Annotated in this window: 15 protein-coding genes; 7 read left to right on the top strand and 8 right to left on the bottom strand. The window is 68.6% G+C overall.

Going from position 1 to position 15,575, the window contains the following annotated elements; translation table 11 throughout:
* Positions 1–16: 16 nt before the first annotated feature.
* From ACVWWH_RS04600 to ACVWWH_RS04575, 6 genes are all read right to left on the bottom strand, one after another.
* Complete coding sequence (locus ACVWWH_RS04600) at positions 17–1,063, bottom strand: glycoside hydrolase family 130 protein (protein ID WP_066501568.1); 1,047 nt, start codon at positions 1,061–1,063, stop codon at positions 17–19.
* A gap of 13 nt (positions 1,064–1,076) precedes the next feature.
* Positions 1,077–1,832 (bottom strand): carbohydrate ABC transporter permease, encoded by a 756-nt coding sequence (locus tag ACVWWH_RS04595; RefSeq protein ID WP_141305407.1) that lies wholly within the window; start codon positions 1,830–1,832, stop codon positions 1,077–1,079.
* A gap of 128 nt (positions 1,833–1,960) precedes the next feature.
* The gene (locus tag ACVWWH_RS04590; RefSeq protein ID WP_457315790.1) at positions 1,961–2,932 is read right to left on the bottom strand and encodes a carbohydrate ABC transporter permease; all 972 of its coding nucleotides are present in this window, start codon (positions 2,930–2,932) and stop codon (positions 1,961–1,963) included.
* Position 2,933: 1 nt separating this feature from the next.
* Positions 2,934–4,232, bottom strand: coding sequence for an extracellular solute-binding protein (locus ACVWWH_RS04585; protein ID WP_457315789.1), 1,299 nt, complete (start codon positions 4,230–4,232; stop codon positions 2,934–2,936).
* 41 nt (positions 4,233–4,273) lie between these two features.
* Positions 4,274–5,296 (bottom strand): LacI family DNA-binding transcriptional regulator, encoded by a 1,023-nt coding sequence (locus tag ACVWWH_RS04580; protein ID WP_457315788.1) that lies wholly within the window; start codon positions 5,294–5,296, stop codon positions 4,274–4,276.
* Between the two features lie 112 nt (positions 5,297–5,408).
* Complete coding sequence (locus ACVWWH_RS04575; RefSeq protein WP_457315787.1) at positions 5,409–6,635, bottom strand: glycoside hydrolase family 26 protein; 1,227 nt, start codon at positions 6,633–6,635, stop codon at positions 5,409–5,411.
* Between the two features lie 237 nt (positions 6,636–6,872).
* On the opposite strand from ACVWWH_RS04575, the gene ACVWWH_RS04570 reads away from it, so the two are divergent.
* Entirely contained in the window at positions 6,873–7,295 is a 423-nt protein-coding gene (locus ACVWWH_RS04570) for a ChaB family protein (RefSeq protein WP_457315786.1), read from the top strand.
* A gap of 70 nt (positions 7,296–7,365) precedes the next feature.
* On the opposite strand, the gene ACVWWH_RS04565 is transcribed toward ACVWWH_RS04570, so the two are convergent.
* On the bottom strand, positions 7,366–8,808 hold the full coding sequence (locus ACVWWH_RS04565; protein ID WP_457315785.1) for a PucR family transcriptional regulator: 1,443 nt from the start codon (positions 8,806–8,808) through the stop codon (positions 7,366–7,368).
* Positions 8,809–8,920: 112 nt separating this feature from the next.
* Between ACVWWH_RS04565 and pxpA the strand changes: the two genes are divergently transcribed.
* Genes pxpA through ACVWWH_RS04540 form a run of 5 tightly spaced genes read left to right on the top strand, consistent with a single transcriptional unit; the run spans position 8,921 to position 13,161 of the window.
* Positions 8,921–9,670 (top strand): 5-oxoprolinase subunit PxpA, encoded by a 750-nt coding sequence (gene pxpA / locus ACVWWH_RS04560; protein WP_066502932.1) that lies wholly within the window; start codon positions 8,921–8,923, stop codon positions 9,668–9,670.
* Between the two features lie 30 nt (positions 9,671–9,700).
* A complete protein-coding gene (locus tag ACVWWH_RS04555; protein ID WP_066501551.1) occupies positions 9,701–9,946 on the top strand; it encodes an acetyl-CoA carboxylase in 246 nt (81 codons plus the stop codon).
* Positions 9,943–11,295, top strand: a complete 1,353-nt coding sequence (locus ACVWWH_RS04550; RefSeq protein ID WP_457315784.1) for an acetyl-CoA carboxylase biotin carboxylase subunit — start codon at positions 9,943–9,945, stop codon at positions 11,293–11,295. Before ACVWWH_RS04555 ends, ACVWWH_RS04550 begins: the two co-directional genes overlap by 4 nt.
* On the top strand, positions 11,292–12,194 hold the full coding sequence (locus ACVWWH_RS04545; RefSeq protein ID WP_066501547.1) for a 5-oxoprolinase subunit B family protein: 903 nt from the start codon (positions 11,292–11,294) through the stop codon (positions 12,192–12,194). Before ACVWWH_RS04550 ends, ACVWWH_RS04545 begins: the two co-directional genes overlap by 4 nt.
* Positions 12,184–13,161, top strand: a complete 978-nt coding sequence (locus ACVWWH_RS04540; RefSeq protein ID WP_457315783.1) for a 5-oxoprolinase subunit C family protein — start codon at positions 12,184–12,186, stop codon at positions 13,159–13,161. Before ACVWWH_RS04545 ends, ACVWWH_RS04540 begins: the two co-directional genes overlap by 11 nt.
* 58 nt (positions 13,162–13,219) lie before the next feature.
* Here ACVWWH_RS04540 and ACVWWH_RS04535 read toward each other — a convergent pair whose 3' ends face one another.
* The gene (locus tag ACVWWH_RS04535) at positions 13,220–14,239 is read right to left on the bottom strand and encodes a LacI family DNA-binding transcriptional regulator (protein ID WP_066501543.1); all 1,020 of its coding nucleotides are present in this window, start codon (positions 14,237–14,239) and stop codon (positions 13,220–13,222) included.
* A 290-nt stretch (positions 14,240–14,529) separates the two neighbouring features.
* On the opposite strand from ACVWWH_RS04535, the gene ACVWWH_RS04530 reads away from it, so the two are divergent.
* Positions 14,530–15,552, top strand: coding sequence for an asparaginase (locus tag ACVWWH_RS04530; RefSeq protein WP_457315782.1), 1,023 nt, complete (start codon positions 14,530–14,532; stop codon positions 15,550–15,552).
* Positions 15,553–15,575: the final 23 nt, after the last annotated feature.

The following is a 15,575-nucleotide window of genomic DNA, read 5'->3' as shown; positions in this document are numbered from 1 at the left end:
TCGGGGAGAAGCGTGGTCAGTTCTCTGAGCGGTAGAGGTACAGTTCCCGCTGGCCTGCGGGGGCGTCCCATCCTTGGGCGAAGGTCCACCGGTCGCCGTAGCGGATCAGGCCGCCCCAGGCGAGCGAGCCTCCGCGGTGGAGGGCGATCTGGGTGAAGGGGTCCTCGAGCGAGTAGAGCGCCTGGGCTGCCGCGAAGTTTCCGTCGTGGTCGCCGTAGAAGAAGTCCAGGACGAGGTTGCCTCCGGTGGCCACTGCGCAGGCGACTTCGTGGAGGGAGCCGAGGGCGGAGATATCCAGATACGGCTGCTCGGCGAAGTCCCAGTGCTCCATGTCCCTCGACCGGCCGACGACGGCCCTGCCGTCGCACCCCTCCGAGAGGAACATCAGGTATTCGCCCCCGATCTTCACCGCCTCGCCGGTGCCGTCGGTCGGGATCACGGCGCCCTTGGCCCAGAGGTGGGAGACCTCGTGGGGAACGATCCGTCCGCGTTTCTCCCAGTGCACGAGGTCGTCGGAGACGGCGAGGTTGATGTCGCAGCCCACGTCTCCGAGGGGCCATCCCGGGGAGGGGTAGGCCTCCGCCTCGCTGGTCCCGGCCAGTGGCCAGATCCCGTTGTAGAAGAGGTAGTAGCGCCCCTCGGCCGAGTAGACCTTGGGGTCCTCCACGCCGAGCAGTTCGTTGTCCAGCGTCGGGTAGACGACCGGGTTCTGCCCTTCGGCCCATCCGTGGCCCGGAGTGTGGACCGCGGTGCCGATGCGGCTCTCGAGGCTCTCCTTCCGGGGTGAGGCGCGGTAGAAGAGGTGGAGCACGCCGTCGCGCTCGATCAGGCTCGGATTGAAGATCGAGGCGCTCGTCCAGCCGATGCCCGTCGGGTCCGGCCATTGGCCCTGAGGCCTGAAGGTGAGGTCCTCGTCCTTCCGGAAGGGCCCGATCGCCCAGTCGGGGCGGTCGTCCCAGTCGGCGGAGAACTGGTCAGTGGAGAGGGCGTCGGTGGACGCGTTGGTGTGGCTCAGGGCGCGGGCCAGGCCGTCCTGGAGCGCTGCCGTGGTGAGGGGGTGCATGGGTCCTTCCGGGTCAGCCCTTGATGCTGGAGCCGAGGTCGGTGGCGGTGAACTGCTTCTGGAACACGATGAACAGCACCACGGCGGGCAGGGCGAGCACGCAGGCACCCGCCAGGATCGCGCCGAAGGGGTTCGATGTGGCCGAAGCGACGGTGGAGATGTAGTTGGCCAGGGACACGGCGAGCGGCTGCATCGAGGCGTCCTTGGTCACGAGGAACGGCCAGAGGAACTCGTTCCAGGGGCCGATGAAGGTCAGGAGGACGGCTGTGACCAGCGCGGGACGGACCAGCGGCAGTGCGATCCTGAACAGGATGCCCAGCTCGCCGGCGCCATCGATCCGGGCGGCCTCGAACAGGGACGCCGGGACCTGCAGGAAGTACTGGCGGAAGACGAACACGGCGGTCGAGTTGATCGCGAAGGGCAGGATCATCCCGAGGTAGCTGTCACCGAGGCCGTAGTCGCGCACGATCATGATGTACAGGGGAATGAGCAGGAGCTGGAACGGGATCATCTGCACCAGGAGCATGAGGGCGAAGACGAACCCGCGTCCCCGGAATCGCATCTGCGCCATCGCGTACCCGGCGAGGATGCCGAAGACGACCGTGCACAGGATCACCCCGCCGGTGAAGATCCCCGAGTTCACCAGCGCCCGGAGCAGGTTGATCGAGTCGTTGATGCTGGCGTAGTTCTGCACGGTGAGGTTTCCCGGATGGGGGAAGGCCCCGGCGACGCTCGTGTCCGGGCTCGACTGCAGCGACCCGACCACCATGTAGTAGAAGGGGAACAGGAACGCCAGGGCCCCGAGGGCGAGCAGGATGATGCTCCCGGCGCCGAGGGGGCGGCGCGTTCCGCGGCGGGGCGCCGCGTCGGTGGTGCTGGTGGTGTCAGTGTCCACGGTCATTCTTCCTTCCCCCCGACGAGCCTCTTCTGGATGAGCGTGACCACCAGGATCCCGGCGACGAGCACCACCCCGAGGGCGGCGGCGACGTCCGGGTTTCCCTGCAGGATTCCCTTCTGGTACATCAGGAACACCGGCGAGGAGGAGGCGCCGTCCGGGCCGCCGCCCGCGGTGAGGAGGTACGGCTCGGTGAAGAGGTTGGCCCCGGTGATGGTGGCGAGGATGACCACGAGGACGCTGGCCGAGCGCACGCCCGGCACGGTGACGTTCCAGAACTGGACCCACCTGCCCCCGCCGTCCACAGCGGCGGATTCGTAGAGCTCGTTCGGGATGTTCTGCAGAGCGGCCAGGTAGAGCAGGATGAAGAACCCCAGCTGCTTCCAGGTGACGAAGAGCGCCACCGTGGGCATCGCGAGCCACGAGTTGACCAGCCAGGACGGCGCGGGCGCGAGCGGCCCCAGCAGCGAATTCACCAGGCCGTGCTGCTGGAACAGGAACAGCCACACGCCGACGACGGCGACGCTCGCGGTCACGTAGGGGACGTAGTAGCAGACCCTGAAGAAGGTGCGCAGCCACCGCACCCGGTTCAGGGCGGTCGCGAGGATGAGGGAGAGCCCGACCGTCAGCGGGACGTTGATCACCAGGAACACCAGGATGTTCAGGAACGACTGCTGGACAGCCGGATCCGAGAGCACACTGACGTAGTTGTCCAGTCCCACGAACGGCCGGTCCACGTCCACACCGGGAGCGGTGAAGTAGTACTGGTGGACCGAGATGTAGACCGCGAACCCGAACGGGACGGCGAGCACGCCCATCACGTACACGACGTACGGGAGGGAGAACAGGATTCCGAGCGGGTGCTGGCCGAGCAGCCTCGCTCGGGGGCGTCCGCCCCCATGCCGGGCCGGGGAGGCGGGCTTCGCCTCCGCGGCCGCCGGCACAGGGGATGTCGTCTGAGGGTGGGTCATCATGCTACTTCTGCGACACGAGCTGGTTGATCTTGTCCGAGGCGCCATGGAACGCATCGTCGATGCTCTGGTTGCCGAAGATCACGGACTTCGACCAGGCGTCGCGGAACGTCTGCCACACCTGGACCGAGTTGGAGACATTGGGGACCTCGACCGTGCGCGAGGCCTGGTCGGCGAACTGGCTGTAGGACGGGTTCTTCGCGAAGTAGTCCGCGTAGGCCGTGGTGAGCCCCTGGCGCATCGGCATCTGGCCGGTCTCCTGGAGGAGCTTGCCGTCCTCGTCCTTGCTGGTCGCGAACTTGAGGACATCCCACGCCGTGCCCCGGTTCTTGCAGGCCGAGTACATGGCAACGTTCTTCGCGTCCGAGAAGGTCGAGACCTTGTCCTGCTGCTGCGGGGCGGGGATCGGCACGGCGCCCCAGTTGACCTTGCCCTTGTAGGCTTCGATCGCCCACGGACCGGCCAGGGCCATCGCGGACTTGCCTTCTCCGAAGGAGTCACCCTGGTAGGTCTCCTTCGAGGCCAGGTTCTCCTTGTAGAGGGTCTGGAACAGGGTCGCGACCTGCTTGCCCTGGTCGTCGTCGAAGGTCGCCTTGCCATCCTTGACCAGCTGGGTGCCGCCCGTGGCCGCGGCGTAGAACGGGTAGAAGTCGAACCAGGACTGGTAGAAGTCGCTCGCGGGAGACGGCCAGACGGCGGTCTTGACGGCCCCGGACTTCACCAGCGCGCGGGCGGTGTCGAGGAACTGCTGCTGGGTGGCCAGCTGCGGGTGCTCGGGGTCGAGGCCGGCCTTCTTGAAGAGGTCCTTGTTGTAGAACAGCACCACCGGGTTCGACTTCCACGGCAGCTGGTAGAACTTGCCGTCGGCGGACTTGTACTGGTCCGCCAGCGCCCCGGTACGGTCCTTGATGTACTGCGCGGCATCAGGGAAGGAGTCCAGCGGGACGAGTCCGCCCTGCTTCTGGAACTGCGGGACTGCTGCGGGCGCCGTGTTGAACACCAGGCACGGCGCGCTCCCGGCAGAGATTGCCGCGCCGATGACTTCCTCGGAGCTCTTGCCGGCAGGGATCTCCTGCCCCTCGACCTGCTGATCGGGGTGCGCCGCGTTCCAGGCGGAGACCATCTCCTTGCCCCACTTCACTTCGGCGGCGTTGTTCGAGTACCAGATTTTGATGGGGCCCTTGGCCGTGGCGGCCGACTGGGCCGACGAGGCGCCGCCGCCGCCGCAGGCTGCGAGGCTGGCTCCGAGGACCGCGACAGCGGCAGCGGACAGAATTCGGGCAGGCGTGATCGCACGCACCATTGCGTCTCCTTGTGATGGGGATGGAGTTCTTGGAAAGGGTTTCAGGCGTCAGCGGTGACCGGGGCCGGTCCCGTCGATGCCCGGACGATGAGGCGTGGCGGGGGCATCATGATGTCCTCGCCGGTACTGCTGCCGTGGATGAGCGAGAGGAGGGCTGTCGCGGCCTCGTGCCCCCACGGAATGGGATCGGCAGCGATAGTGGTCAGAGGGGGATTGAGGTACTGCGCGAACTCCGCGTTGTCGTAGCCCACGATCGATAGGTCCTCCGGGACCGAGAAGCCGAGCGTCTGGGCCTTCGATTGGCCCGCGGTCGCCATGAGGTCATTCGCGTAGACGATCGCGGTCGGCGGCTCCGCGAGGGCCAGGAGCTGGGCAGTGGCTTCCACGCCTGCCTCCGCCGTGAAGTCGGCTTCGAGGAACAGCGCAGGCTCGAGGCCCGCCTCCGCCATCGCCTCGGTCCAGGCGAGCCTGCGGCCGCGCCCGTGCACGAACCCCTGCGGCCCGCCGACGTGGGCGATGCGCCGGTGGCCGAGGCTGACCAGATGGCGCACGGCCTCCTTGACGCTCTCGCTTCCGTCCATGCAGACCGCCGGGAAGGGCGAATCGATGACCGGTCGATTGAGGGTCACGGCGGGAAGCCCGAAGCCCTTGAGGAGTTCCACCCGCGGATCGTCCGTGCGGAGGTCGGTGAGGATGAAGCCGTCCACCCGTCCCGCCGCGAGCTTGCGGTAGCCCGCCTCCGCCGCTTCCCCGTGCGCCACTGCCAGGACCAGGGTGTACTCATGGGCCGCGAGCACGGTCTCGATCCCGGCGATGAAGCCGGCGAAGAACGGGTCGGTTCCCAGCAGCCGCGGGTCGCGCTCGAGGATCAGCCCGATGGCGAAGGACCGCGAAGAGGCCAATCCCTTGGCCCTCAGGCTCGGTGTCCACCCCAGCCCTCGCGCGACGGCCAGGATCCGGCTCCGGGTCTCCTCTCCGACGCCCTTCTGCCCGTTAAGGGCCAGGGACACCGCGCCCTTGCTGACGCCGGCAGCAGCCGCGACATCACTGATCGTTACTGCCACCGCGAGGTCCTCCCTTCTGTGACAGCTGCCACAAAACCGGTTTAGTTCGTCCAAACTAAACCGGTTCAGCGGAGGCGTCAACCCCTGAGGGGGCCTGTGGGTGGGACGAGCGCTACGGCCTCGCTGCGAGGGCGGCGGCGAAGGCGGACGCGGAGGACGAGGAACTGTCGATCCGCCAGTCCACTTCCTTGTTGAGGTCGAACCAGGCGAAGCCCATGATGCTGGAGTTCGCGGAAAGGTACTGGATGAGGGCCTGGTTCCAGGTGGCCTTGTCCCCGCCCTGCTCGGCAGAGGCGGTCTCGGCGATCAGGACCCTCTTGGACGGCGCGATCGCCGCGAGCTCGGACAGGCCCTGCCCGAACAGCGCGTCCGGCATGACCCACGTGCTTCCCCAGGACTGCGTGGTTCCCCAGTTGTAGCCGTCGAGGCCCACGAGGTCCACGTACCCGTCGCCCGGGTAGAGCCCGGCCAGGTCGGTCGAGCCGGTGTAGGGGACGTTGGGGCACCACACCCACTGGACGTTCGTCACCCCGGCGGAGGCGAAGAGGCCGCGCACGTGCTGGAAGGCCTTCACGTAGTCGCCGGGGGCGTTGCCGTTGACCTGCTCGGACCACGGGTACCAGTTCCCGTTCATCTCGTGGGCGAGGCGCAGCAGCACCTGGCCGCCGTAGGCCTTGAGGCTGTTCGCCCACTGGCCGATGTAGGAGTCGTAGGTTCCGCCGTAGATCGCGCTGAGTGCGTAGGCTGGCTGGGCGGTGCCGCCGACCGAGGCGTTCCAGGGCTCCCAGGTCAGCAGCGGGGTCGCGCCGCGGCTGGCCACGTAGGCCAGGCCGCTCGTGGGCACCGAAGTCGTCCAGTCGCAGTAGGCGTGGACGATCGACGGGCCCTCCCCGGCGATCGTGGCGACCTGGTCCAGCTCGGCGGCGGAGCCGTAGCCGCTGGGCGTTGCCACGCCGAAGCGCAGCGGGTGGTTCAGGTTCGGCGCCGGGACGGTGGCGGCGGCCGTGACGGTGAAGGGCGCCTGCGCGGAGGAGGAGCCGACCGTGGCGGAGACGTACGCGGTGCCGGACAGGCCCCCGGGGACGGTGATGGTGGTCTGGAAGTAGCCGGAGCCGGACGTCGTCACGGCCACGGACGACGAGCCGAGGGCGACGCTGCCCTTGGCCTTCTTCGGGAAGCCGGTCCCGGTGACGGTGACGGCCGTGCCGGTGGGGCCGGAGGTGGGGCTGAGCGTGAGGGCCCCGGCGGACGCGTTCGCGGCGGTGCCGCCCAGGGCCGCGGCGGCCACCCCCAGCGAGGCGCCGAGGATCACGTCACGGCGGCGGATCGTCTTCTTCATGGTGTGGGCAGCCTTCCGGAACATCGTCAGGGGAGGGGAATCGTCTCATCCAGGGCACCGCATCACCAGCCACAGGAGCATCATTCTGTCCCAATTCTGCGGAAATCCTCGCGGGGGGGAGCGGACGACGGCGGGTGGGCACCCGCCGTCATCCGCGGAACCGCGGCAGTCTGACCGCTCCCGCCGCGGGTAAAGGGCAGGTGAAGCTGGCTCTGCCATCAGCCGAAGGAGGACACGATGCCCAAGACGGACAAGAGCGGAAAGGCGAGGAAGGACGAACTCCCCTCGACCATCGAGCGCTCGGGCACGAAGGCCCAGCAGACCTTCGCGAAGGCGCACGACTCGGCCGAGGAGACCTACCACGACGAGGAGAGGGCCCACCGCGTCGCCTACTCGGCCCTGAAGCACACCCACGAGAAGGTGGGCGACCACTGGGAGCCCAAGGAGCACAAGGGCCCCTCCGACGAGCAGGCCGCGGGCGGCGCGTCGACCCGCCGCGAGACCCACGGCGGCGTGGACGCCAATGCCTCGAAGCAGCACCTCTACGATCTGGCCAAGAAGCTCGACGTTCCCGGCCGCTCGAGCATGACCAAGGACCAGCTGGTCGAGGCGCTGGAGAAGGCGAACGCCCGGAAGACGGCGCAGAGCCGCAAGAAGTAGGGCCGCATGGCAGGGGCCCTGTTCTTCGACGACCGGCGACATGCCGCGGGTGAGCCCGCCGGCCGCGCCGTCAGCCCTCGCTGAGAACCCGGAGGGCGAGAAGGCAGGTGGCCCGGACTTCACCGTCGGCGAGATCGAGACCCATGAGGTGTTCGATCCTGCGCAGTCTGTACGCCAAGGTGTTGCGGTGAATGAAGAGGTCGTCGCAGACCTTGCGGGAGTTGGCTGCATTGCGCAGGTAGGACTCGAGGGTTTCGCGCAGGGCTCCGGTGGGGTCCGAGTCCAGCGGAGCGATGAGCCTACGCGCCATGGTGACGAGTCCTCGATGCGGCAGGCTCTGGACGATGGCGGCGAGATCGGCCGCGGGGGCAACTCGGACTCCGGCTGTACCCGTCTGGCGTCTGGCGAGCTTGAGGGCGAGGGGCAGTTCCTCCAAGTTGTCTGCCTCGGTAAGGACCACGGACAGCTGCGGGATGTCGGCGAAGAGGGCCCGTGCCTGATCAAGGAGGTTCACGCGCTCGAGCGGCTCCTGGACGAGGAGCGTGGTCATCGTAGGCTCCTCCATGAAGCGGACGGTGCGAAACCATTCCTCGAGGCGCACGCGCGCCCGCCATGCCAGCGTCCTTAGTCGGAATCGGTCCATGTCCTCCCCCGCGGTGACGAGGAGCGCGCCCCACGGCTCGCCCGCCCCGAATCCCGCTTCGGCAGCGAGCCGTTCGAGCGTCGCCTCAGGAATGGGCTGTTCGTCGTAGAGCGCATCCATGAAGCGGACGGCCTCGCGGGAATGCAGGGGTGTCCGCGATCCGAGGGTGTAGCTGAGCTGCACGGCGAGCACGGCGGCCACGGGGCCCAGCAGGGGCTGGAGCAGTACATTGCTGCTCACACCCTCCACTTGGAGCCTGAAGGAGTGCGGTTCGCCGCTGGGGAGCCGGAGCGCAGAACGCGGTGCACCGGGCGGCGCCTTCCCGGCGCTGACGAGCTCCGCTCCGCTCTCGTCTGTCACCGCGACTCGGGCCCCGATGGATTCCGCCACTCGGTCCACGACGGTGACGAGCGAGCGCCCCTGGGCGGCCAGACGGGTGCATTCGTCGGCTAGATCCCACCCACGGCGGTGCACGTCGTAGCGCTCTGTCGCCAGCGTCTGCTCAACCTGCCGCATCACGAGAAGGAACGGAACGTCCGGGGGCAATTCAAAAAGGGGGAGCTCGTATGACTCGCAGGCCCTGGCCAGACCCTCGGGAAGCTGGCGGTGCGCGGCCCCAGTCCCGAAGACGAGACCAGCCACTGGCACGCTGACTAGGCGCTCCACGTAGGCATCCCAAATGCGGTAGTCCGTGACGTTCAGCCCCATCCCGCTGGTCAGCACTAAGGCGTTGACGGACAGGAAGGGCGTGGGGTCCATGTGTTCGGTGGGGGCGCACCATGCGATGGGCCGAGAGAGCCGCTCGTCCGAGACCCCCACCCGTAGGCGGATGTCGAGCCCCGGGAGGTCGCTGAGGTCGCGAAGGAGCATGGGCGTCCGATCGGAGGTGGGAAGCAGTAGTGCACTGAGCATAATTGACGGCGTGCCTTTCAGCACGTGGCACAATTCCACGCGACACAATCGATTGGCTACGGTGATGGGCATGCCAGAAACTGTGACCTCCAGCACGCAGTCACGTGTGCTCCTCAACTCGGACCTAGGCGAGGGCTTCGGGCTCCACGAGTTCGGCAACGACGCCGAGCTCATGAAGCTGATCGACGTCGCGAACGTCGCCTGCGGATTCCACGCCGGGGATCCCGACGTCATGAATCGCACCGTGGGCCTTGCGGCCGAGAATGGCGTGGCCGTGGGAGCCCACCCCGGCCTCCCGGATCCGACCGGATTCGGTCGGCGCCGCATGGCGCTCACCCCGGACGAGGCCGAATCGGTGATCCTCTACCAGGTGGGCGCCCTGACCGCCTTCCTGGCCAAGCACGGACTCGAGCTCCATCACCTCAAGCCCCACGGCGCGCTGTACGGGATGCTCGCCGGCGATGAGGAACTCATGGTTGCGGCGGCAGGAGTCGCGAGGCAGTTCGGCGTTCCGTTCTACGGCCTCGCCGGCACCGCGCACGAATCGGTGTGCCGCGCGATGGACGTCGACTTCGTCCCAGAGCTCTACGTCGACCTCAACTACGGCCCGCAGGGCCAGCTCCTCATCCAGCGTCGCCCCGAGCCGACCGATCCCGCGGCCGCCGCAGACCGGGTGCGGCGGGCCATCGTCGGTGAGCCGGTCCACGCCGTCGACGGCTCGCCCCTCAGCATCGAGTTCCGCAGCATCTGCGTCCACTCGGACGCCCCCAACTCTGTTGCGGTCGCCTCGGCGGTCCGCGACGTCCTCACCAACCGCTGAGCCCTCGGCTCGGCAGGAAGCAGGAACACCATGGCAAACGTCATCTCTCCGCTGCCCGGGATCTTCTACCGCAAGCCCGGGCCCGGCAAGGAACCCTTCGTCGAGGTCGGAGACACTATCGAGTCCGGCCAGACGATCGGCATCGTCGAGATCATGAAGCAGTTCACCGAGGTCCAGTCGGACACCGCCGGTGTCATCGAGTCCTTCGAGGCCGCCGACGGTGCGATGGTCAACCCCGGGGACACCCTCGTGGTGGTGCGCGAGGGGCAGGCATGAGGAAGCTCTTCATCGCCAACCGGGGCGAGATCGCCGTGCGCATCGCCCGGACCGCCAAGGAGATGGGCATCGCCACGGCTGTGGGCGTGAGCGAGGCGGACCTCGGCTCCCTCGCCGCCCAGGCCGCCGACGAGAACGTGGTCCTCGGCCCCGCACCGGCGGCAGCGAGCTACCTCAATCACGACGCCGTCATCGGCGGCGCCCTGGAGCTGGGCTGCGACGCCGTCCACCCCGGGTACGGCTTCCTCTCCGAGAACGCGGCGTTCGCCCGCACAGTGGACGCCGCGGGGCTGATCTGGGTGGGGCCGCCAGCCGAGGCCATCGAGATGATGGGGAACAAGGCGGAGGCCCGCGAGGCGGCACGCCGGGCCGGCGTTCCGGTGCTCAAGGGCACCGACGGTCCTCTGGACCCCGAGGCCGACGCCCTCGAGATCGCCAGGGCGATCGGCTACCCCCTGGTCGTGAAGGCATCCGCCGGGGGCGGCGGCCGCGGCATCCGCTTCGTCCACGACGAGTCGGAGCTCCTGCGCACGATCGACATGGCACGGGGCGAGGCGGCGGCCGTCTTCGGCGACCCGGCCGTCTACCTCGAACGCTTCGTCGAGTCCGCTCGGCACGTCGAGGTCCAGATCCTCGGGGACGGGAGCAGCTTCATCCATCTGGGCGACCGCGACTGCTCCATGCAGCGCCGCTCCCAGAAGGTCATCGAGGAGGCCCCCGCACCCGACCTGCCCGACAGCGTCCGGCAGAGGATGCGGGAGTCCTCCGTCGAACTCGCCCGCCAGTGCGGCTACCGCGGCGCCGGCACCGTCGAATTCCTCTACGACCCCGTCCGGCAGGAAGCGGCCTTCATCGAGATGAACACCCGCATCCAGGTCGAGCACCCCATCACGGAGCAGATCACGGGGGTGGACCTCGTGCGGGAACAGCTGTTGATCGCGTACGACGGGGTGATGTCCCTCTCCCAGGAAGACGTCGCCTTCCGAGGGCACGCCATCGAGTGCCGGATCAATGCGGAGGACCCGGACAACAACTTCTTCCCCAGCCCGGGGCGGATCGTGCGCCTCGCGTGGCCGCAGGGGCCCGGCATCCGCGTCGACAGCGGCGTCGGCGAAGGATCCGTGGTGACGCCCTTCTACGACTCGATGCTCGCCAAGCTCATCGTCCACGCTGACGATCGCCCGGCCGCGATCACCGCCGCGCTACAGGCCCTGGCGGAGACCGAGATCGAGGGCATCAAGACCACCATCCCCATGCACTCCAAGCTCCTGTCCCGCCCGGAGTTCGCGGACGTGGCCCACCATTCCAAGTTCATCGAGACAGCTCCCGACATGCTGGAGGCATCATGAGCACCCCGGCCCTCGAACGCGAGGCCCGCTACACCTGGGGCGGCGACGAGTTCCTCTTCGTCGAAGTGGACGAGGCCATGAGCCTTGCCGCGAACTTCAAGGTCATGACCCTGGCCTCCAAGCTCTCAGGGGCGGCCCTGGAGGGCGTGACCGACATCTGCCCGGCCAACGCATCCCTCCTCATCCGCTTCAACCCGGACGTCCTCGCTCCCTCGGTCCTCGAGGCGACCGTCCGCGGGTTCGAGCAGGACGCGGCGGGCGGGGGCGCCGAGACGCTCGCGACCCGCATCGTCGAGGTGCCGGTCTGGTACGACGACCCGTTCACCGCCGAGGTCGCCCAGCGGTTCCGCGAAGGGTTCCACCAAGAGCCTTCAGGCACCGACCTCGACTACGCCGCCAAGGTCAACGGGCTCACGGACGCCGCCGAATTCATCCGGCGGCACCACGAGCAGCCGTGGCTGGTCTCCATGGTCGGGTTCGTGGCCGGCCTGCCGTTCCTGTTCCAGCTCGTGGAGCGGCAGAAGCAGCTCGAGGTCCCGAAGTACCTGAGCCCCCGCACCGACACCCCCCGGCTGACTGTAGGCCACGGCGGCTGCTTCGGCGCCATCTACTCGGTCCGGGGCGCCGGTGGATACCAGATGTTCGGCGTCGCCGCGGCCCCGATCTACGACCCGGCACAGACCCTCGCCGACTTCAAGGACTTCATGGTCTTCTTCCGACCCGGCGACATCGTCAAGTTCAAGCCGGTCACCGAGCAGGAGTACGCCGCGATCCAGGCCGAGGTCGAGAACGGAACCTTCCGCTACAGGCAGGCACCTGTTGTCTTCGAGCTGAACAAGGCCCTCGAAGACCCGGAGCGCTACAACCGAGAACTGATGGAGGCCCTCGATGGCATGTGAGGTCAAGAGCCCCGGCCTGTCCACCACGATCCAGGACCAGGGGCGCCCCGGGTACTACAACGTGGGCATTCCCGAGGGCGGCTCGATGGACCAGTATTCGGCAGCCATGGCGAACGCCCTCGTCGGAAACCCCGCGGAGGAGGCCGTCCTCGAGTGCACCTACCTCGGCCCGGTCCTGCGGTTCACCGACCCTGCGACCATTGCGGTGACCGGGGCGCCGGTTCCCATCAAGGTCGACGGCGAAGAGCGCCCGGAGTGGACGCGCCTGGGTCTCGAGGCAGGGGACGAGCTCAGCTTCGGGCCGCTGCGCGCCGGGACCCGCTACTACATCGCCTTCGCCGGCGGCATCGACGTTCCCGAGGTCCTGGGGAGCCGGTCCACGTACATCCTCGGCGGAATCGGGGGCCTGAACGGCCGCAAGCTGGAGGCGGGCGACGTCGTCCCGGTCGGCCAGGCGGACGCCCCCGCCGCGGGCGCCCCGACCCTTCCTGAAGAGTTCCGGCCCGCCTACGGCAAGGAGCAGACGGTCCGGGTTGTCATGGGCCTCTACGACCACCGGCTCACCGCCGCCGGCCGCGAGAGCCTCCTGTCGGGCGAGTGGAAGGTCACCCCAGTGGCCGATCGCATGGGCATCCGCTACTCCGGCCCCGGCGTCGAGTGGCGCGAGCGCGAGCAGCCGTTCGGGGCGGGCTCTGACCCCTCGAACATCGTCGACGCAGGCTACGCGGTCGGTTCGATCCAGATCCCGGGCGGGACCCAGCCGATCATCCTGCACCGGGACGCGGTCTCGGGAGGCGGCTACGCGATGGTCGCGACCGTGATCAGCGCCGACATGGACCTGTTGGCCCGCGCCGCCCCAGGGACCTCGACGCACTTCGTCGAAGTGACCCTCGATGAGGCCCTCGAGGCGCGCAAGGAACGTTCGGCCTTCACCGCCCGCGCGCTCGCCGCCCTCGGCATGCCATAGGGCGGGCGGTTCCCCGGGCGGGGTGGGCCCGCCGGCCGGTGGGCCCACCACATGGGAATCAGGCGCTGCTCTCGCGCACTTGGAGTGCCGGCTCGAGCCTGACCGACTCGACGTCCTCCCCCCGGAGCACCCCCTGGAGCATCCGGACCGCGTTGCGGCCGATCTCGGCCATGGGGGAGCGGACGGACGAGAGCGGGATCGGCAGCTCGGCTGCGAGCGAGGTGTCGTTGTACCCGACGACGGCGCAGTCACGGCCCACGGTCAGCCCGTGGGCTCGGAGTGCGCCCATCGCGCCGATGGCAGCGAAGTCATTGACGGCGAAGACAGCAGTCGGCGCCTTCCCCGATGCGAGGATCTTCTCCGCGGCCTCCCGCCCTCCCTGAGTGTCGAACCGCGACCAGACGATGGAGTCTTCTGCAATGTCGCCACCGAGCTCCCGCCACCGCTCCACGAAGGCAGAGGTGCGGTCAACAGCTGTGCTCGCGTACGGCTCGCCCGCAATGACGGCCACCTGCTGATGACCCTTGTCCCAGAGATGCTCGGCGACGAGCTCCCCACCTCGGATGTCGTCACAGGTCGCAGAAGGGAAGCCGGGATGGCGGCGGTTCATGAGCACGAACGGCACGGCACGGCGCCTGAGATCGGGCAGCACGTCACCGTCGAGATGCGAGTCGCCGATGATGAGCCCGTCGACCCTCCGCGCGAGCATCATCTCGACCTTCCGGCGCTGCTCCCGCTCGTCATCCCGCGAGTTGGTGACGAAGGCGGAGTAGCCGACCCGCGCGGCGGCGTCCTCGATCCCCTCGTACATGATGGCGAGCACGAGGTCGGACAGCCGTGGCACCACGACGCCGAGCAGCCGGGTGCGCCGCGTGCGCAGGCTCGTAGCCTGTGGATCGGGGGAGTAGCCGACCTCGGCCGCCAGGTCCCGGATCCGCTGGGCGGTCGCCTCCGACGCCGCCCCCCTCGCCGATGCCGGGTCCGAGTGGAGGACCCGGGACACGGTCGAGGGATGGATGCCCAGCTCGCGTGCCAGGTCCTTGAGGGTCACCGCCCTCTCGCTGGTGTTGTTCTCCATGCCTCAGCTCTCTCGCGTTCGCCTTCTCATTCTCCATCGACAACGAACGAGGTGGCGGAAGGAAGGTCCCGCAAAACCCTTGACCGTGATCCCGACCACATCGTAAAGTCGGATCCAGCGTACCCAATCGATTGGGTAAACGCGATCTCCGGACTTCGCCCCCTTCGGAACGTAACGGTCCGGAAACCAACCCCGTCAGCTTGATGAAACATTGCCTCGCTAGTCTCGGCACAACCCAATCGATTGGGTGCCGGTTGGGGAAGCGCAGGCTGCAGGAGCAGGAGTACGACATGACAACGAGCCAGAGTGAGGAGCACGTAGTGCTGCTCGCGACCGGCGGGACGATCTCCTCCCGCATGCGGGAGGACCTCGGCGGGGCCGCCGTCGCGTCCGACGGTGCGGACGACCTGCTCCGCAGCGTCGGCGGCGAGCAGGCCTTCCCGGTCCGCGTGATCGACGTCCTGCGCCTCGGCTCGTATGCCCTCGACATCGACGACATGCTCTTGGTGTGCGCCCGGATCCAGGAGGTCCTGGCCGATCCGGCTGTGGTGGGCGTCGTCGTGACCCATGGCACAGACACCATGGAAGAGACCGCCTTCCTCGCAGACCTCGTGCACCGCGATCCGCGTCCGGTTGTCTTCACGGGCGCCCAGCGCGCTGCAGACTCGGAGGCACCGGACGGCCCCGGCAACCTCGCCCGCGCCATCGCGCTTGCGGGATCGGCAGAGGCCCGGGGGCACGGAGCGCTGCTCTGTTTCGCAGGGGAGGTCTTCCCTGCGCGCGGAGTGCGCAAGACCGAGACTGTGCGCCGGCAGGCCTTCAGCAACCCGGACTTCGGACTCGCCGGAAGCGTCAGGGATGACGGCGGCGTCGTCCTCGAGGAGGCGGCGCGCCAGCTGCGGGAGCCGATGCCGCTGCCTGCCCCTGACGCAGGCCGCGCCTGCCGCGTCGATCTGGTCGCGTCCTACCCCGGTGCCGACGCTGCCCACCTGAGGGCGTCCCTCGAGGCCGGCGCTGCGGGGATCGTCCTGCAGGGCACGGGCAGCGGGAACGCCAATCCCGAGCTGTGCCGGGCGGTGGCAGACGCGACGGCGCGGGGCGCCGTCGTCGTCACCAGCACCCGCGTGCACGCAGGCCCCGTTGTCCCGGTGTACGGCGCCGGCGGTGGAAAGGACCTGCTCGCGGCGGGGGCGATCCCCTCGGGCCTCCTCCGTCCGTCCCAGTCGCTCGTGCTCCTGTCCCTCCTCCTGCGGCTCGGCAGGTCGCGCGCGGACATCGCCGAGGCCTTCGCCGAGAGAGGAGGCGAGGCCTGACCCGACCTCCACGCACTCCCGAC

It is taken from the genome of Sinomonas sp. RB5, from assembly GCF_054063535.1.
The sequence above is the reverse complement of the archived record's forward strand: the minus strand, read 5'-3'. Positions and strand labels throughout refer to the sequence as shown.

Bases quoted from the DNA above. Each gene is read 5' to 3' on its own strand.
- pxpA (WP_066502932.1), top strand. From the start codon at position 8,921: ATGCCAGAAACTGTGACCTCCAGCACGCAGTCACGTGTGCTCCTCAAC.
- ACVWWH_RS04550 (WP_457315784.1), top strand. From the start codon at position 9,943: ATGAGGAAGCTCTTCATCGCCAACCGGGGCGAGATCGCCGTGCGCATC.
- ACVWWH_RS04600 (WP_066501568.1), bottom strand. From the start codon at position 1,063: ATGCACCCCCTCACCACGGCAGCGCTCCAGGACGGCCTGGCCCGCGCC.
- ACVWWH_RS04570 (WP_457315786.1), top strand. From the start codon at position 6,873: ATGCCCAAGACGGACAAGAGCGGAAAGGCGAGGAAGGACGAACTCCCC.
- ACVWWH_RS04575 (WP_457315787.1), bottom strand. From the start codon at position 6,635: ATGAAGAAGACGATCCGCCGCCGTGACGTGATCCTCGGCGCCTCGCTG.
- ACVWWH_RS04565 (WP_457315785.1), bottom strand. From the start codon at position 8,808: ATGCTCCTTCGCGACCTCAGCGACCTCCCGGGGCTCGACATCCGCCTA.
- ACVWWH_RS04535 (WP_066501543.1), bottom strand. From the start codon at position 14,239: ATGGAGAACAACACCAGCGAGAGGGCGGTGACCCTCAAGGACCTGGCA.
- ACVWWH_RS04590 (WP_457315790.1), bottom strand. From the start codon at position 2,932: ATGATGACCCACCCTCAGACGACATCCCCTGTGCCGGCGGCCGCGGAG.
- ACVWWH_RS04585 (WP_457315789.1), bottom strand. From the start codon at position 4,232: ATGGTGCGTGCGATCACGCCTGCCCGAATTCTGTCCGCTGCCGCTGTC.
- ACVWWH_RS04540 (WP_457315783.1), top strand. From the start codon at position 12,184: ATGGCATGTGAGGTCAAGAGCCCCGGCCTGTCCACCACGATCCAGGAC.
- ACVWWH_RS04545 (WP_066501547.1), top strand. From the start codon at position 11,292: ATGAGCACCCCGGCCCTCGAACGCGAGGCCCGCTACACCTGGGGCGGC.
- ACVWWH_RS04595 (WP_141305407.1), bottom strand. From the start codon at position 1,832: ATGGTGGTCGGGTCGCTGCAGTCGAGCCCGGACACGAGCGTCGCCGGG.
- ACVWWH_RS04555 (WP_066501551.1), top strand. From the start codon at position 9,701: ATGGCAAACGTCATCTCTCCGCTGCCCGGGATCTTCTACCGCAAGCCC.
- ACVWWH_RS04530 (WP_457315782.1), top strand. From the start codon at position 14,530: ATGACAACGAGCCAGAGTGAGGAGCACGTAGTGCTGCTCGCGACCGGC.